Genomic DNA, 15,068 nt, shown 5'->3' with positions numbered 1-15,068 from the left:
AGATACAGGCGGCTTGATTGATCGACAGATCGACTAGGCGGTCAAAGGCCAATGGGTCATCGATCAATCGTTCACGCAACCATGCCCCGTCACACCCAGACCAAGTAGTCCAGCCAGCCCAGGCACGGGTCAACGGCTTGTTAGGCAGATGGAGCAGATGGAGCAGCTGCAGCAGCACCCAGCCGCCAGAGCGACGTGACCTCGGCCGCGCGTGCCGCATGCAGAGCATCGCCCGCCTCTGCCGCCTTGGCGTGGCGTGGCTTTACATCGTGCCGGCCCCGCACCACCAGTCCTGCCTCGGCGATCCAGACCAGCAGCTGATCGCGCGGGCGCAGGCCCAGGTGCTCGGCCAGGTCGGACAGAATCAGCCAGCCCTCGCCCCCGGGCTCCAGGTGGTCGGCCAGCCCGGTCAGAAAGCCCCGCAACATGCGGCTGCCTTCGTCGTACACCGCATGCTCGATGGGCGAATTGGCGCGGGCAGGCAGCCAGGGCGGGTTGCACACCACCAGCGGCGCGCGGCCGGGCGGGAACAGGTCCGCCTGCAGCAACTCCACGCGGGGCAGCACGCCCAGGCGCTGCAGATTGTCGCGAGCGCACGCCAACGCACGCGGGTCCTGGTCGGTGGCCACCATGCGTTGCACGCCACGGCGGGCCAGCACGGCCGACAGCACGCCGGTCCCGACACCGATGTCGAAAGCCAGCTCTTTGGACGGCAGGGGTGTGTTGGCGATCAGGTCCACATACTCGCCCCGCACAGGCGAGAACACACCGTAGTGGGGGTGGATGCGGTTGAGCGGCGCCGCGCCCAGTGCAGGCACCTCCACGCCCTTCTTGCGCCATTCGTGCGCGCCCAGCAGGCCCAGCAGCTCGCGCAGCGTGGCGACCGACCGCTCGCCCGTGGCAGGGCCCCAGGCCTCGGTGCAGGCCTGGCGCCAGTCGGGCGCGCGGCGCAGCGCGATGCTGTAGTCACCCTCGAGCGGGATCAGGATGGCCGCGAGTACACGGGCACGTTGGGCCTGTGCCTGGCGGTGCAGGTGAAAGGCCTCTGCCGCTGTCGCCACCGCCAGCTTCTGCGCCGACCGGGCAGCCGCCTTGCGGGGCTTGCGCTCGGCCCGGCGCATCAGCGCCTGCAGAAGGTGGCGCGCGTTCTGGAAGTCGCCCTCCCACAGCAGGCCTGTGCCCTCAGCCGCCATGCGAAAGGCGGTGTCTGCGGCCAAGGTGTCATCGGCAGTGACGACACGGCGCGGCACGGGAGCGCCACTTTCGGAGCGCCACTGGGCTTGCCGGGGCTCGCCTTGATGGGTCCACGCGATCATGGGAAGAGAGGTCGACATGGGATCCTTCACGGCGCTGCGTGTACCACTGACAGGCGGCACCACCACGGCCTGCTGGGCCGTGGATGCCGGGCAATAACCGCTGTGTGGCGACAGCATCCAAATGACCGCACAGCGCGGCAAAGCGCAAGCGGAAAGACGGCGCCCAGCGGCTCGGAGAGGGGGTTCACACCATCAAGCGTTGATCGGGCGCTTCAAACGCACTTCTTCGATCTTGACGCCGCCGATCACGGCGGTCTTGGCGGTGGACAGCTCACGCTTGAAGCCGGCCATCTCATGGAACCGCAGGGCGCGCTCGTTGCGCAGCGGCACCCACGACGTCACGTTGGTGCAGCCTTCTTCCTGAAGGCCGTCACGGGCGGCGTCCCACAGGGCCAGGCCCACGCCCTGGTTCCAGTGCGTGGGGGCGGCGTAGATGGCCCAGATCTCACCAGTGGTGGGGCGGGACTTTTCATCGCGGGAACGGTCGTAGCCGACAAAGCCGACGATCTTCTCGCCGTCAATGGCCACCTGGACCTGGGGTTCGCAATACTCGATGGCCTCGCGCCAGTAGGCCTGGCGCTTTTCAACCGACGACATGGACTTCAACTGCTCGTCTGGCACCAACCCTTTGTAGGCCTCTTGGGCAGAGACGGTATGGATCTGGGCGATGGCTTTTGCATCGCGAAGCGTAGCGGGACGAACCTGGATACTGGACATGGAAAAACCGAACGAAAACGGGAATGAAAATACGAAAGGACCGGCATTGTCGCCGCAAACGGTTTTTCACCCCGTAGAGGGCCCTGCTTTGCCCTCGTCAAACGTTCAGATTCGCCCCCGTGGGGCTCACTTTGTGGCAGGCAGCGCAGGTCCTCCCTGAAGCTGGGGCATGTGCGAAACCGCGGCTCAGGCCATCGCCATGGAGCCTGTGAGCGCCGAGGATGACGACGCCGCAGCGGCTGCAGCAGCCCGCTGCACCAGTGCGCGCTTGTTGCGCGGGCGGGGAACGTGCACCGCGGGCGGCGTGCCGTTGATGGCCGCCAGGCCCAGCACCAGCGTCACCGTGCGCGAGCCGTCATCCCGGTCGTCACTGGCGTAGGCGCGGTAGCTGCCGTTGCCCTGCCCGTGGCTGCGCTGCACGGTATGAAACGCCACGCGCACGCCACTGACCCGGTGCCCACCAAACGGCAGCACGCGCAGCCGCGCGTCGCGGTCCAGCGCCAGCCCCATATTGCCTGGGCGGTTGACGAGATCGGTGCGAATGGCGCGCCAGGTCTGCCCGTCGTCGACCGAAAACTGCCAGGTGCCCGCCTGGGCATCCAGGTGTTCGATCACCACACCCGCCGAGGCCTGCATGCCCGGGCAGTTTTCTTCGACGATGTGGGCCACCGAATTGCCGCCCAGGCCGGTGGCGCACTGCACGGCAGCGGGTGCAGAGCTTCGTCGCTCGTTGCGGGGCTGGCGGCTGGCGGAGGAGGCAGAACCGTGGATGGATGCTTCGATAGTCATGGGAGAACCTCTCAATAGCAAATGTGAATAAACAAAGTTGCGCATTGGTGATCACCCCATCGATGTCTTCACACCCCGCCGCCGGGCGGGCCGCCGCCTCGGGGGCAGCCATGTGTGAAGCGGCTTGGCCGCCAACAAGATGCTTTTCAATGCTTGACGGAAAGTCTAAAAATTGACCTATCCGGCGTCCATCGCACAAATGGACTAGTCAACAACAGCTTTTTGTGCGTAATACTTGCCGGATGACTGCCCGTCTCCTGCTCGTGGATGACCACAACCTGTTTCGCACCGGGTTGCGCCTGATCGTTCAGGACCATGCCGACGTGGGAGAGATCGCCGAAGCGGGCTCCATCGCCGAAGCCTGTGCACTGCAGGCTGTGGACACCGACCTCGTGCTGCTGGACATCCAGTTGCCCGGCATGAATGGCCTCGATGGCCTGCGCCCGCTGCGCCAGGCCTGCCCCCGCGCCCGCATCGTGCTGGTGTCGGCCAGCGTGGCGCCGGACGCCATCCACGAGGCACGCGCCCGGGGCGCCGACGGTTTTCTCTTCAAGTCCGCCAGTGCGCAGGACATCCTCGACGCCATCACCTGCGCGCTGGCAGGGCAGCCCTGCTTTCCCATCCACAGCAGCCACAGCGCCGCTGTGCGCGTCCCGGGTGCGCCGTCACTCACCGCGCGGCAACTGGAAGTGCTGGCCTTGCTGTGCACCGGCAAGCCCAACAAGGTCATCGCCCGCGACCTGGGCCTGAGCGAGAACACCGTGCGCGTGCACGTGGCCGCCATCTTTGCGCAGCTGGGCGTCAACAGCCGCAGCGCCGCACTGCTGGCCGCGCAGCGCATGGGGCTGTCCACCCCGCTGCTCCATGACACCCTCTAAAACCCTGCCGACCCAGCAAGCCGCCACGCCAGCCCCGCGCTGGAGCGACTGGGCGGCCCGGGCTGGCTGGCCGGTGTGGGAGCGCGACGAGGTGCTGCGCGAGCAGGCCGCGCTGCTGCGGCAGAACTTCCCGATGACGCTGCTGGCGTCGCTGGCCACGGCGCTCGGTACGCTGTGGGTCATGGCCCCCGTGGCCGACACGCAGGCCACCACCATCTGGCTCGTTTTGCACGCCATGGTGGTGCTCGGGGTGTACATCACGCTGCGCAGCATCGCCCCCTTCACCGACCCTGCGCCCCAGGCGGCGCGCAAGCTCATTGCCTGCATGGCCGCGATGGGACTCAGCTGGGGCAGCCTGGGTTATGTGGTGCTGTACTGGGGCACGCAAGAGAGCGTGATCTATGCCATCGGCATCATCAGCACCGTGTCGTCGGGGGCGCTCGGCCTGGGCGCGCCGCTGTACCGGGCGTACGTCACCTACCTCACCTGCGCCATGGGTGGCGTGATGATCGCGGTGGCGGTGGAAGGCGGTGCGGTAATGTGGCCCGCGCTGTTCCTGACCAGCGTCTACTTTGCACTGACCTGCATGCAGGCGCGCACGGCCGACCGCGCCACGCGGCGCAGCATCGCGCTCAAGCTTGAGAACGACCGGCTGGTGACCGAACTGCGTGCCGAGTCCCAGCGCGCGCTGGCCGCGCAAGAGGCCGCCGAGCGTGCCGACCGCGACAAGTCCCGCTTTCTGGCCGCGGCCAGCCACGACCTGCGCCAGCCGCTGCACGCGATGGGGCTGTTTCTCGAATCGCTGCAGCGCAGCCCGCTGAGCGACCACCAGCGGACGGTGCTCGGGCATGCGCACGCGGCCTCGGGCGCCGCGGCCGAGATGCTCACCACGCTGCTCGATTACTCGCGCCTGGAGGCCGGGGTGGTCAAGGTGCGCCCTGCCCCGTTTGCGTTGCAGCCCCTGCTGAGCGCGCTGGAGCAGGAGTTCGGCGTGCAGGCCGACACGGCCGGGCTGGTGTACCGCACCCGCGAGACATCGGCCGCGGCGCATGCAGACCGGTCCCTGGTGGGTCTGGTGATGCACAACTTCATCTCCAACGCACTGCGCTACACCGGCCAGGGCGGCGTGCTGATTGCGTGCCGCACGCGGGGCAAGCGCCTGGCGCTGGAGGTGTGGGACACCGGAGCCGGCATACCGCAGCACCAGTGGGACGACATCTTTCGGGAATTCCACCAGCTGGGCAACCCCGAGCGCGACCGCCGCAAGGGCTTGGGGCTGGGGCTGGCCATCGTGCAGCGGCTCGCGCGCGAGATGGGCACCTCGGTCGAGGTCATGTCGCGCCCGGGCCGCGGCTCCGTGTTCCGCCTGTGGCTGGACCGGTGGCAGGGCGCACTGGAAGACGACAGCGCCATGTCGCCCCCAACGGATGCACGCTCCCTGAGCGGTCTGAAGATTCTTGCCATCGACGACGACGAGGCCGTGCGCACCGGTATGCAGTCGCTGCTGCAAAGCTGGGGGTGCCTGTGCATCACGGCCGAGTCGAGCAAGGATGCGCTGGAGTGCCTGGAAGATACCGCGCTCGACATCGTGCCCGACCTCATCATCACGGACTTCCGCCTGCGCCATGAAGAGACCGGCAAGCAGGTGCTGCAGGCCCTGCGCGCCTACCTGGGCACGCCGGTGCCGGCGATCATCCTGACGGGCGATACCTCGCCCCAGCGCCTGCGCGACGCGCAGTCCACCTCGGCCCTGCTGCTGCACAAGCCAGTGTCTACCCGCCAACTGCGCGACGCCATCGTGCAGCTCATCACCCAGCCGTACACAGCACACCCACCAAGCACAGCGAACGCTGCAGACGTTGATGAGATCGACAGCGGGTTTGCGACGGCCCCTGCGCCGACCTCCGCCGCGGCGACAGCACCTACAACCAGCGCCGCAGCAGCCCCATGACCTGGTCGAACTTCGCGCCGTAGGGCGGGTAGAACATCGACCCCATCGACCACCGCGACTGCACCAGCACCGACTTCTGGTGGCAAAAGCGCAAGAAGCCCTGCTCACCGTGGTAGGCGCCCCAACCGCTGTCGCCCACGCCGCCAAACGGCAGGTTGTCGTGGGCGATGTGCATCAGCGTGTCGTTCACCGTCACGCCACCGCTCACCGTGCGGCGCAGCACGTCGTCGCGTACCGCCTCGTTCTGGCCGAACCAGTACAGCGCCAGCGGGCGCGGGCCGGCATTGATGTGCGCGATGGCGTCGTCCAGCCGCTCGTACGACACCACGGGCAGGATGGGCCCGAAGATCTCTTCCTGCATGAGCTGCATGGCCGACGTGGCGCCGAACACCAGCGTGGGCAGCATCTGGCGGCTGGCACCATCGCCCAGCGTGCCCACGGTGGGCACAGCGGGTTTGCCGGCGGCGGGGTCGATGGTCTGCACTTCGGCGCCCTGCGTCTGGGCCTGCTGCAGCATCGTGCGCAGCCGGGCATGGTGGCGCGGCGTGATGATGGAGGCGTAGTCGCCGTTGCCCTCGATGGTGGGGAACAGGCGCGCCACGGCCGTGCGATAGGCCTGGGCAAACTCACCCTCGCGGCCGCGCGGCAGCAGCACGTAGTCGGGCGCGATGCAGGTCTGCCCGGCGTTGAGCAGCTTGCCGTGCGCGATCTTGAGGGCCGCGTCCTGCATGTCGCAGTGCCCGTCGATGATGCAAGGCGACTTGCCCCCCAGCTCCAGCGTGGTGGGCGTGAGGTGCTGGGCCGCGGCCTGCGCCACCTTGCGGCCCACGGCGGTGGAGCCGGTGAACACCAGGTGGTCGAACGGCAGCGACGCGAACAGCGCCGACAAATTGGCGTCGCCCTGCACCACGCAGAACTCGTCCGGCGTGAAGAACTGCGCCACCAGCGCGGCCAGCTGGGCGGATGTGTGCGGCGTGAGCTCGCTGGGCTTGAGCATCACGCGGTTGCCCGCCGCCAGCGCGGTGATGGCCGGCGCCAGCGCCAGTTGCACGGGGTAGTTCCACGGAGCAATCACACCCACCACGCCCAGCGGCTGGCGCTGGATGTGGGCACTGGCGGGCTGCAGGAAGATGGGCGTGCGCACCTTGCGCGGCTTCATCCACTTGGCTAGGTGGCTCAGCGTGTGCGACAGCAGGGTGCGCAGCACGAAGAAGTCCGCCACCTCGGTCAGGCGTGGCGACCGCATGCCGAAGTCGGCCTGCACCGCGGCTGCCAGCACCGGGCCATTCTCGTCCAGCATCTTGGACAGGCGCAGCAGGCGCTCGCGGCGCACCAGCAGGGGCACGTCGACGTGCGCGCGGCTCACCTGGCGTTGAAGATCGAAGTGGGCGTGGATATCGGCTGGTGTCATGGCTGAATGATAAGGAGGTGCCACCGGCCCGCCGGGCCCTGCGCTGACAAGCACGCATGCATGCAGGGCCGGCGCCTGCACGGTGCGGGCGGGAGCATGTCGCAGTATCGGGCCGCAGGGCCCGCGTGCGGTGTCAAAAAGCTCTGTCTAGAGAGCTGCGTCGATGCGAAGGGATGCGGAGGGGTGCGGATCACTGCTGCGCGGCAGGCACCACCGTCGCTGATACCCAAAGCGCCAGAGCGTCAGTGCTTAAAAACACCGATCAGCGCAACTCCCGCGCCTCCACATCGGTCACCTGGGCCGCACCGGGCAGGATGCCGCCGCGGCGCGACGCTGCGGGCTCCTGCACGCCGTCGTCGGATTCGGACGCGTTCTGCGGGCCCGCCGGTGCCGCCGACGACCAGCGCTGGGTGGAGCGGAACGCGGTGCTGAAGCCCGTGCGCGGGTCCATGCGCATGACCCACGGGGTGACGGGCCTGCCGGTAAGCCGGGCCCAGCCTGCGCGCAATGCCCAGACCAGCGCCAGCACCATGACACCCGCGAGCAGGCTCAAGAACAGCACCAGCCCCAGGGCCACCACCACGAGGCGCACCACAAAACGCAGAACCCCTGCAACAAATTCGTTCAAACGACACCTCTCCTTCACAACTGCGCCAACGCCGCCCGGGCCTCGTGAGAGCCCCGGGCGGCGTGCGCGTTCAACACATCAGTCTGTCAGCCCTGCGCTGCAGCGCCGAACTGAAAGACGCCGGGCTCCAGCACCGGGTTCACCGTGACCGGGATCACGCTCTTGGGCGGGAACCGCCCTTCCAGCAGCAGCTTGGACAGCGGGTTCTCCAGCCGCTGCTGGATCGCCCGCTTGAGCGGCCGCGCGCCGAACACGGGGTCAAACCCCACCTTGGCCAATTCTGCCAAGGCCGCGTCCGACACCTGCAAGTCCAAATCCATCTTGGCCAGCCGGGATTGCAGCTGGTGCAGCTGGATCTTGGCGATGGCGGCGATGTGCTGCGCGTCCAGGCCATGGAACACCACGGTCTCGTCGATGCGGTTCAGGAACTCGGGGCGGAAGTGGTTCTTGAGCTCGCCCCACACCGCTTCCTTAATGTCCTCGGCGTCCTGCCCCACCATGGCCTGGATCAGGTGCGAGCCGATGTTGCTCGTCATCACGATCACCGTGTTCTTGAAGTCCACGGTACGGCCCTGCCCATCCGTCAGGCGGCCGTCGTCCAGCACCTGCAGCAGCACGTTGAACACATCGGGGTGGGCCTTTTCCACCTCGTCGAGCAGCAGCACGCTGTAGGGCTTGCGGCGCACGGCTTCGGTCAGGTAGCCGCCCTCCTCGTAGCCCACGTAGCCGGGCGGCGCGCCGATCAGGCGGGCCACCGAATGCTTCTCCATGAACTCGCTCATGTCGATGCGGATCAGGTGGTCTTCGCTGTCGAACAAGAAGCCCGCCAGCGCCTTGCACAGCTCGGTCTTGCCCACGCCCGTGGGGCCCAGGAACAGGAACGAGCCCGTGGGACGGTTCGGGTCCGACAAGCCCGAGCGCGAGCGGCGGATGGCGTTGGCCACCGCGGCAATCGCCTCCTCCTGGCCGACCACGCGCTCGTGCAGCTTGTCTTCCATCTGCAGGAGCTTGTCCTTTTCGCCCTGCAGCATCTTGGACACGGGAATGCCCGTGGCGCGGCTCACCACTTCGGCGATCTCTTCGGCGCCCACCTGCGTGCGCAGCAGGCGGCGCGGGGCAGGAGCACCGTCCTTGCCATCCTCTTGCGCCTGCGCTTCTTTCAGCTGGCGCTCCAGGTCTGGCAGCTTGCCGTACTGCAGCTCGGCCACCTTGTTGAAGTCGCCCTTGCGGGTGAATTCCTCGATCTGGAACTTGAGCTTGTCGATGGCTTCGCGCACTTGCGCGCTGCCCTGGGCCTGGGCCTTTTCGGCCTGCCAGATCTCGTCGTAGTCGGCGATCTCCTTTTGCAGCTTGGCGATCTCTTCCTCGATCAGGCCGAAGCGCTTGAGCGACGACTCGTCCTTCTCGCGGCGCACGGCCTCGCGCTCGATCTGCAGCTGGATCAGGCGGCGGTCCAGGCGGTCCATGACCTCGGGCTTGGAGTCCATCTCGATCTTGATCTTGGAGGCAGCCTCGTCGATCAGGTCGATGGCCTTGTCGGGCAAAAAGCGGTCGGTGATGTAGCGGTGGCTCAGCTCGGCCGCGGCCACGATGGCCGGGTCGGTGATGTCCACGCCATGGTGCACCTCGTATTTTTCCTGCAGGCCGCGCAGGATGGCGATGGTGGCCTCCACCGTGGGCTCGCCCACCAGGATCTTCTGGAAGCGGCGCTCCAGCGCAGCATCCTTCTCGATGTACTTGCGGTATTCGTCGAGCGTGGTGGCGCCAACGCAGTGCAGCTCGCCACGCGCGAGGGCGGGCTTGAGCATGTTGCCCGCGTCCATCGCGCCTTCGCCTTTGCCCGCGCCCACCATGGTGTGCAGCTCGTCGATGAAGACGATGGTCTGGCCCTCGTCCTTGGCCAGCTCGTTGAGCACGGCCTTGAGGCGCTCTTCGAACTCGCCGCGGTACTTGGCACCGGCCAGCAGGGCGGCCATGTCGAGCGACAACACGCGCTTGCCCTTGAGCGACTCAGGCACCTCGCCCGCCACGATGCGCTGGGCCAGGCCTTCGACGATGGCGGTCTTGCCCACGCCGGGCTCGCCGATGAGCACGGGGTTGTTCTTGGTGCGGCGCTGCAGCACCTGGATGGCACGGCGGATCTCGTCGTCGCGGCCGATCACGGGGTCCAACTTGCCGATGCGGGCGCGCTCGGTCAGGTCCATGCAGTACTTGGCCAGGGCACCGCGCTGGCCCTCGGCCTCGGCGCTGTCCATCTTCTGGCCGCCGCGCACCGCGTCGATGGCGGTCTCCAGGCTCTTGCGGGTCAGGCCGTTTTCCTTGGCGATGCGCGCCGCCTCGCCCTTGCTGTCGATCACGGCCAGCAGGAACAGCTCGCTCGCGATGAACTGGTCGCCGCGCTTGATGGCTTCCTTCTCGGTGGCCTGCAGCACGCGGCCGAGCTCCGGGCCGCCCTGCACCTGGTCGTTGCCCTGCACCTGGGGCAGGCGCTGCACAGCGGACTCTGCCGCGGCCAGCAAACCTTGCACATTGACGCCGGCGCGCTGCAGCAGCGCCCGCGGGCCATCGTCCTGCCGCAGCATGGCCACGATGACGTGGACGGGCTCGATGTAGGCGTGGTCACTGCCCAGGGCGAGGGTCTGGGCGTCGCTCAGGGCTTCTTGAAACTTGGTGGTGAATTTGTCGAGACGCATGGGTGAATGTCCTCCGAATTGCAGACCAATTGGGGCGGGAAATGCCCGATTTCAAGACAGTCACCTCGACCAGTGATGACGCGGGTCAGCAAACTCCCGTGAGTGCGTCGCATCCCATTGCTATATTTTTAATAGCTTTCTGCGCTTACCCAAAGCGCGGCAGAGGCATTTTTGACCTGAAATGATCTGCTTGCACCCATGCGCCAGGTGCACCGCAGCCGAACGGCAGCTTGCGGCAGCCCCGGGCAGCCCTATGCGTTCTGCGCCGTGATGCCCCAGCGTGCCAGCGCTGCGTCGTCGCTCACCCGCGCATCCACCCAGCGGGCGCCTTGCGGGGTTTCTTCCTTCTTCCAGAACGGGGCCTGGGTCTTGAGGTAGTCCATCAAGAACTCGCAGGCCTGAAAGCTCTGGCCGCGGTGCGCGCTGGTCACGGCCACCAGCACGATCTGGTCGAGCGGCTGCAGCAGCCCCACGCGGTGGATGATGCGGGCGCCGAAGATGTCGAAGCGGCGCAGGGCCTCGTCCACCATGGCCTCGATGGATTTTTCGGTCATGCCGGGGTAATGCTCCAGCTCCATGGACGACACGGCATCGCCTTCATTGCGATCGCGCACCGTGCCGATGAAACTGCAGACCGCGCCTACGCCCTTGTTATGGCTGCGCAGCGCGGCGATTTCGGTGGACAGGTCGAAGTCCTGCGTCTGGATGGAAACGCGGGGCGACGCCATGGTGACGGCACCCGGGGGCAAGTCGCGCGGCGTGGTCATGGCGAGCGGTGCAGCCGGGGCGCGGCCAGCAGGGCGAGCTCTTCTTCGACCACTTTGTTCAACTGCGCGAGCGCCGGCTTCGGCGGCAGCTTGGCCAGTAGTGCCTGCAGGCGCGTCACGTCGCCCACGGTCGGGGCCACCTTGATCTGGGCGATGGCGGCGTCGATGTTGCCGCCCTGCACCAGGGCCAGGACTTTGCCGGGCCATTCACTTTTGGGTTTTGCCATGGAGGATGTGTGATTGTCTGTACGATGGGCCCGCACTTTACCCCCAGTGCCCGCTCGCAGGGCGCTTCCCCACCTCCATGGCCACGCAAACCATCACCACCGACCTCTACAAGCTCTACCCTTCGCCGCGCAATGCGCACAAGGACGTGTTCGAGCACCAGGTCTTCGTGCCCTACCCTTACGCCATCATCGACCTCGATGTGATGGACTTGGCGGGCAAGACCACGCTGTTCGCGGCGTGCCGGCTGTCGGACATGAAGATGGGCCAGGTGGTGAGCTTTGAGCTGCCTGCCGACCAGGCCCGGTTCGAGCGCCTGTTCACGCCCGATTGAGCGAGACGCCCATGGATGACGACAACCAGATCCACGTCCCGCCCTCCTTCATGGCCGTGTACAGCGACACCCGCAACCGGCTGACGGGGAAGCCCGCCGTGGTGCGCACCCGCTACGAACTGTGCGAGGACCTGGCGGGCCACCTGGTGGAGCATGCGCAGACGCTGTACCACGTGCAGGCGCCGTCGGAGGCCGAGATCTTGCGGCGCATCCACGCCGGGCTGTGCAGCGCCGAATCGGGCGTGTCGGTGGCCGAGGCGACGTGGATCGTCACGCGCTTGGCAGAGATGCTGAACTGGCCTTGCCCGGAGCTGCTGCCGCCGCCACCTGCCGACGATCCAGGGAACCCAGCCGAAGCACCCGCACCAGGCCAGGAGCGCTGAGGCCCGCTGGCCTGCATCAGCCCGTTGCCTGCCGTGGCGCCCATCAGACATCTTTTTGCAGGCTCGTCGCTATACTGCGCCCCATGCCCACGCACCGCATTTCTGCCCTGATCACCGCTCCCGCGGTGGCCTTGCAGTGCGTGGTCAAAGCCAAAAAACCAGAGCTCATCTGACCGGAGCTGTGGTTCCGTCCGGATGAGCGACGGAACCACCTGGTAGAGAAATCCCGCTTTCTTTTTCTTCCCTCCCCGGCATTCCGCGCGTTCTTTTTCGGACGGTTCTTCCCTTGGTCGAACCTTGAAAGGACCCTGCGCATGCGCACACTGACGACACCTTCCCCCGCTGCCCTCGCCACTACACCCGAGGCCACACTCCCTGCACCCACCCGCACCGTCTTCAGCGGGCTGTGGATCGCCCTGGTCACGCCGTTCAAGGATGGTGCCGTGGACCATCCGGCCCTGGCCGCCCTCACCGCCCGGCTCTGTGCCGACGGTGTTGCGGGCTTCGTGGCCTGCGGCTCGACCGGCGAGGCGGCGGCCCTCGACAAGGCCGAGCAATTGCAGGTGCTGGAGACCGTGCTGGGCGCCGCCCAGGGGTTGCCCGTGGTGATGGGCCTGTCGGGCTACCACCAGGGCCAGATGCTGGAGCAGGTGCGCGCGCTGGCGCACTACCCGGTGGCGGGCTTGCTGGTGTCCGCCCCCCACTACATTCGCCCCTCGCAAGAAGGCCTGCTGCACTGGTTTCGCACCCTGGCCGACGCCAGCGCGGTGCCCGTGCTGATTTACGACATTCCCTACCGCACGGGTGCCACGATCACCACCGAAACGCTGCTGGCGCTGGCGGCGCATCCGCGCATCCAGGGCATCAAGGACTGCGGTGGCAACCCGGCCAAGACGCAGGCCCTGATCGCCGATGGCCGGCTGCAGGTGCTGACGGGCGAAGACGCGCAGATATTCCACACGCTGGCCCTGGGCGGCGCCGGCGCCATCTCGGCCAGCGCGCACTGGCAAACACCGCAGTTTGTGGAGTTGACGGCTTTGCTGCGCTCAGGCGACCTGCCCGCAGCACGCCCGGTGTGGCAAGCCTTGCAACCCTGGGTGGACGCATGTTTTGCCGAGCCCAACCCGGCCCCGCTCAAGGCGATGCTGGCGCATGAAGGGTGGATGCGCAGCGAACTGCGCGCGCCGATGATGCCGGCCTCGAAGGCGCTGCAAGATCGTTTGCAGGCGCTTTGAGGTGACTGGCCGCGCGCGAGAAAGTGCGCCCAGCTAACCGCCCGTCACCGGGGGAAAAAACGCCACCTCGGCCCCATCGGCCAGGATGGCGGATTCATCGCTCAAGGTCTGATCGAGCGCCATGCGCACGGCCCGGCCGCGCGCCAGGCTGCTGGCGTGGGCCCCGCCGCGGGCGATCAGTTCGTCGCGCAGGGCACCCAGCGTGGCGGCCGAGGTCTCGACCGCCTCGCTGCCGTGCCCAATGGCCTCGCGGATGGAGGCGAAGTAACGTATACCGACTTTCATCTCAGTTTTCCATAACGCGGCGCGTCATTTGCAGCGCATGAAACTGGCACGCTCTGAGCCAGCGCCCCCGCGCAAGGGCCGCCCCGCCGCGAAGGCGGCGTATCCAGCGCTTGCGCTGGGGGCGTCCCCCTTCCGCATTGCATAGCAATGCGAGAGAGGGGGAAGGCGCGAAGCGACTCAGGGGGTGTTTCATTCCAGCAGCTCCGAGAAAGCGATGAACCGCACCGTATCGCCAGCGGCAATCGTCTGGCCCGCCGGGTTGTCCACCACGCCATGGCCCCAAGCGGCCGAGGTGAGCACGCCCGAGCTCTGGTTGGCGAACAGGTCGAGCCCGCCGGCTGCGTTGTGACGCACGCGCAGGAATTCGCGGCGTTTGTCGGCTTTGGGCCAGTTGAAATCGGCGCGGGCAGCGATGGACCTGGGGGCAACGTCCTGCACGCCCTGCAGGCGCAGCACGAACGGCCGCACCAGCAGTGCAAAGGTCAGAAAGCTCGACACGGGGTTGCCGGGCAGGCCCATGAAGTGCGCAGCGCCCTCTGCCCGCGGGATCTGGCCGTAGGCGAACGGCTTGCCGGGCTTCATGGCGATCTGCCACAGGTCGAGGCGGCCGAGCGACTCGACAGCGGGCTTGATGTGGTCCTCTTCACCCACCGACACGCCGCCGCTGGTGAGGATGAGGTCGTGGTCTGCGCTGGCGCTGCGCAGCGCCTCCACCGTGGCGTCGCGCCGGTCCGGGACGATGCCCAGGTCGGTCACCTCGCAGCCCAGCCGCTGCAGCATGGCGCGCAAAAAGAAGCGGTTGCTGTTGTAGATGGCGCCGGGGCGCATCTGCTCGGGCGGCACCTCGCCGGGCATCACCAGCTCGTCGCCGGTGGAAAACAGCGCCACGCGCGGCCGGCGTGCGACCTGCAGCGCGTGCAGGCCAATGCTCGCGGCCAGGCCCAGCTCGGCGGGCGTCAGGCGCGTGCCCCGGGCCAGCACCACGGCACCGCGGGTGATGTCTTCACCCGCTCGGCGGATCCACTGGCCGGGCTGGGGCACGGCGTTGATGCGCACGCTGCCCTGGTCCGCCAGGGCTTCACAGTCTTCCTGCATCAGGATGGCATCGGCGCCCTCGGGCACCGGCGCGCCGGTGAAGATGCGCGCTGCCGTGCCGCTTTGCAGCGGCTCGCCCGCGCTGCCCGCGGCAATGCGCTGCGAGACCGGCAGCACCGTGCCCGCCGCGGGCACGTCGGCCCGGCGCACCGCGTAGCCGTCCATGGAGCTGTTGTCCTGCGGGGGCACGTGCAGCGCCGAGACGCAGTCCTGCGCCAGCACCCGGCCATCGGCGTCGAAGGTGGACACCGCCTGCGTGGCTGCCGGCGGCACGGCGTGCGCCAGCAGCTCGGCCAGCGCGTCGTCCAGGGATTTGAGGGGGCGGTTCATGGTGGTGGTGATTCCCGTCGCTTGAATGGGA

The 15,068-nt window shown here is 67.6% G+C and carries 15 protein-coding genes; 5 read left to right on the top strand and 10 right to left on the bottom strand.

Annotated elements, in window-relative coordinates:
* Positions 1-140: 140 nt before the first annotated feature.
* The 3 genes from ASF16_RS02935 to ASF16_RS02925 form a co-directional block, all read right to left on the bottom strand.
* Positions 141-1,316, bottom strand: a complete 1,176-nt coding sequence (locus tag ASF16_RS02935) for a class I SAM-dependent methyltransferase (RefSeq protein ID WP_056162317.1) — start codon at positions 1,314-1,316, stop codon at positions 141-143.
* 192 nt (positions 1,317-1,508) lie between these two features.
* The gene (locus ASF16_RS02930) at positions 1,509-2,033 is read right to left on the bottom strand and encodes a GNAT family N-acetyltransferase (protein ID WP_056162314.1); all 525 of its coding nucleotides are present in this window, start codon (positions 2,031-2,033) and stop codon (positions 1,509-1,511) included.
* Between the two features lie 186 nt (positions 2,034-2,219).
* Positions 2,220-2,822, bottom strand: a complete 603-nt coding sequence (locus tag ASF16_RS02925; RefSeq protein WP_056162310.1) for a hypothetical protein — start codon at positions 2,820-2,822, stop codon at positions 2,220-2,222.
* 242 nt (positions 2,823-3,064) lie between these two features.
* Here ASF16_RS02925 and ASF16_RS02920 point away from each other — a divergent pair, with 242 nt between their 5' ends.
* On the top strand, positions 3,065-3,700 hold the full coding sequence (locus ASF16_RS02920) for a response regulator transcription factor (protein ID WP_056162307.1): 636 nt from the start codon (positions 3,065-3,067) through the stop codon (positions 3,698-3,700).
* Positions 3,687-5,651 carry a hybrid sensor histidine kinase/response regulator gene (locus tag ASF16_RS02915; protein ID WP_082516698.1) on the top strand — a complete coding sequence of 655 codons (1,965 nt, stop codon included), beginning with the start codon at positions 3,687-3,689 and terminating at the stop codon, positions 5,649-5,651. The genes ASF16_RS02920 and ASF16_RS02915 overlap by 14 nt, the downstream gene beginning before the upstream one ends.
* On the opposite strand, the gene ASF16_RS02910 is transcribed toward ASF16_RS02915, so the two are convergent.
* The 5 genes from ASF16_RS02910 to ASF16_RS02890 form a co-directional block, all read right to left on the bottom strand.
* The gene (locus tag ASF16_RS02910) at positions 5,623-7,062 is read right to left on the bottom strand and encodes a coniferyl aldehyde dehydrogenase (protein WP_056162304.1); all 1,440 of its coding nucleotides are present in this window, start codon (positions 7,060-7,062) and stop codon (positions 5,623-5,625) included. The two genes, ASF16_RS02915 and ASF16_RS02910, sit on opposite strands and share 29 nt — an antisense overlap.
* Positions 7,063-7,324: 262 nt before the next feature.
* Positions 7,325-7,690 (bottom strand): hypothetical protein, encoded by a 366-nt coding sequence (locus ASF16_RS02905; RefSeq protein WP_056162301.1) that lies wholly within the window; start codon positions 7,688-7,690, stop codon positions 7,325-7,327.
* Positions 7,691-7,776: 86 nt separating this feature from the next.
* Positions 7,777-10,383 (bottom strand): ATP-dependent chaperone ClpB, encoded by a 2,607-nt coding sequence (clpB, locus tag ASF16_RS02900; protein ID WP_056162298.1) that lies wholly within the window; start codon positions 10,381-10,383, stop codon positions 7,777-7,779.
* A 251-nt stretch (positions 10,384-10,634) separates the two neighbouring features.
* Complete coding sequence (locus tag ASF16_RS02895) at positions 10,635-11,111, bottom strand: molybdenum cofactor biosynthesis protein MoaE (RefSeq protein WP_056162627.1); 477 nt, start codon at positions 11,109-11,111, stop codon at positions 10,635-10,637.
* A 35-nt stretch (positions 11,112-11,146) separates the two neighbouring features.
* Positions 11,147-11,377, bottom strand: a complete 231-nt coding sequence (locus ASF16_RS02890; protein WP_056162294.1) for a hypothetical protein — start codon at positions 11,375-11,377, stop codon at positions 11,147-11,149.
* Between the two features lie 77 nt (positions 11,378-11,454).
* Between ASF16_RS02890 and ASF16_RS02885 the strand changes: the two genes are divergently transcribed.
* The 3 genes from ASF16_RS02885 to dapA all read left to right on the top strand — a co-directional run bounded on the left by ASF16_RS02885 (position 11,455) and on the right by dapA (position 13,327).
* A complete protein-coding gene (locus ASF16_RS02885; protein ID WP_056162292.1) occupies positions 11,455-11,709 on the top strand; it encodes a hypothetical protein in 255 nt (84 codons plus the stop codon).
* A gap of 11 nt (positions 11,710-11,720) precedes the next feature.
* Positions 11,721-12,092, top strand: a complete 372-nt coding sequence (locus ASF16_RS02880) for a hypothetical protein (RefSeq protein ID WP_056162289.1) — start codon at positions 11,721-11,723, stop codon at positions 12,090-12,092.
* Between the two features lie 314 nt (positions 12,093-12,406).
* The gene (gene dapA / locus ASF16_RS02875) at positions 12,407-13,327 is read left to right on the top strand and encodes a 4-hydroxy-tetrahydrodipicolinate synthase (RefSeq protein WP_056162286.1); all 921 of its coding nucleotides are present in this window, start codon (positions 12,407-12,409) and stop codon (positions 13,325-13,327) included.
* Positions 13,328-13,360: 33 nt separating this feature from the next.
* Here the strand turns inward: dapA and moaD are convergent, their stop codons facing one another.
* Together moaD and glp are read right to left on the bottom strand one after the other, a co-directional pair.
* The gene (gene moaD / locus ASF16_RS02870; RefSeq protein ID WP_056162283.1) at positions 13,361-13,612 is read right to left on the bottom strand and encodes a molybdopterin converting factor subunit 1; all 252 of its coding nucleotides are present in this window, start codon (positions 13,610-13,612) and stop codon (positions 13,361-13,363) included.
* 189 nt (positions 13,613-13,801) lie between these two features.
* Positions 13,802-15,037, bottom strand: coding sequence for a gephyrin-like molybdotransferase Glp (gene glp / locus ASF16_RS02865; RefSeq protein ID WP_056162280.1), 1,236 nt, complete (start codon positions 15,035-15,037; stop codon positions 13,802-13,804).
* Positions 15,038-15,068 lie beyond the last annotated feature (31 nt).

It is taken from the genome of Acidovorax sp. Leaf78 (assembly GCF_001422735.1).
GTDB lineage: Bacteria > Pseudomonadota > Gammaproteobacteria > Burkholderiales > Burkholderiaceae_C > Acidovorax.
This window is presented reverse-complemented; position numbering and strand designations above follow the sequence as displayed.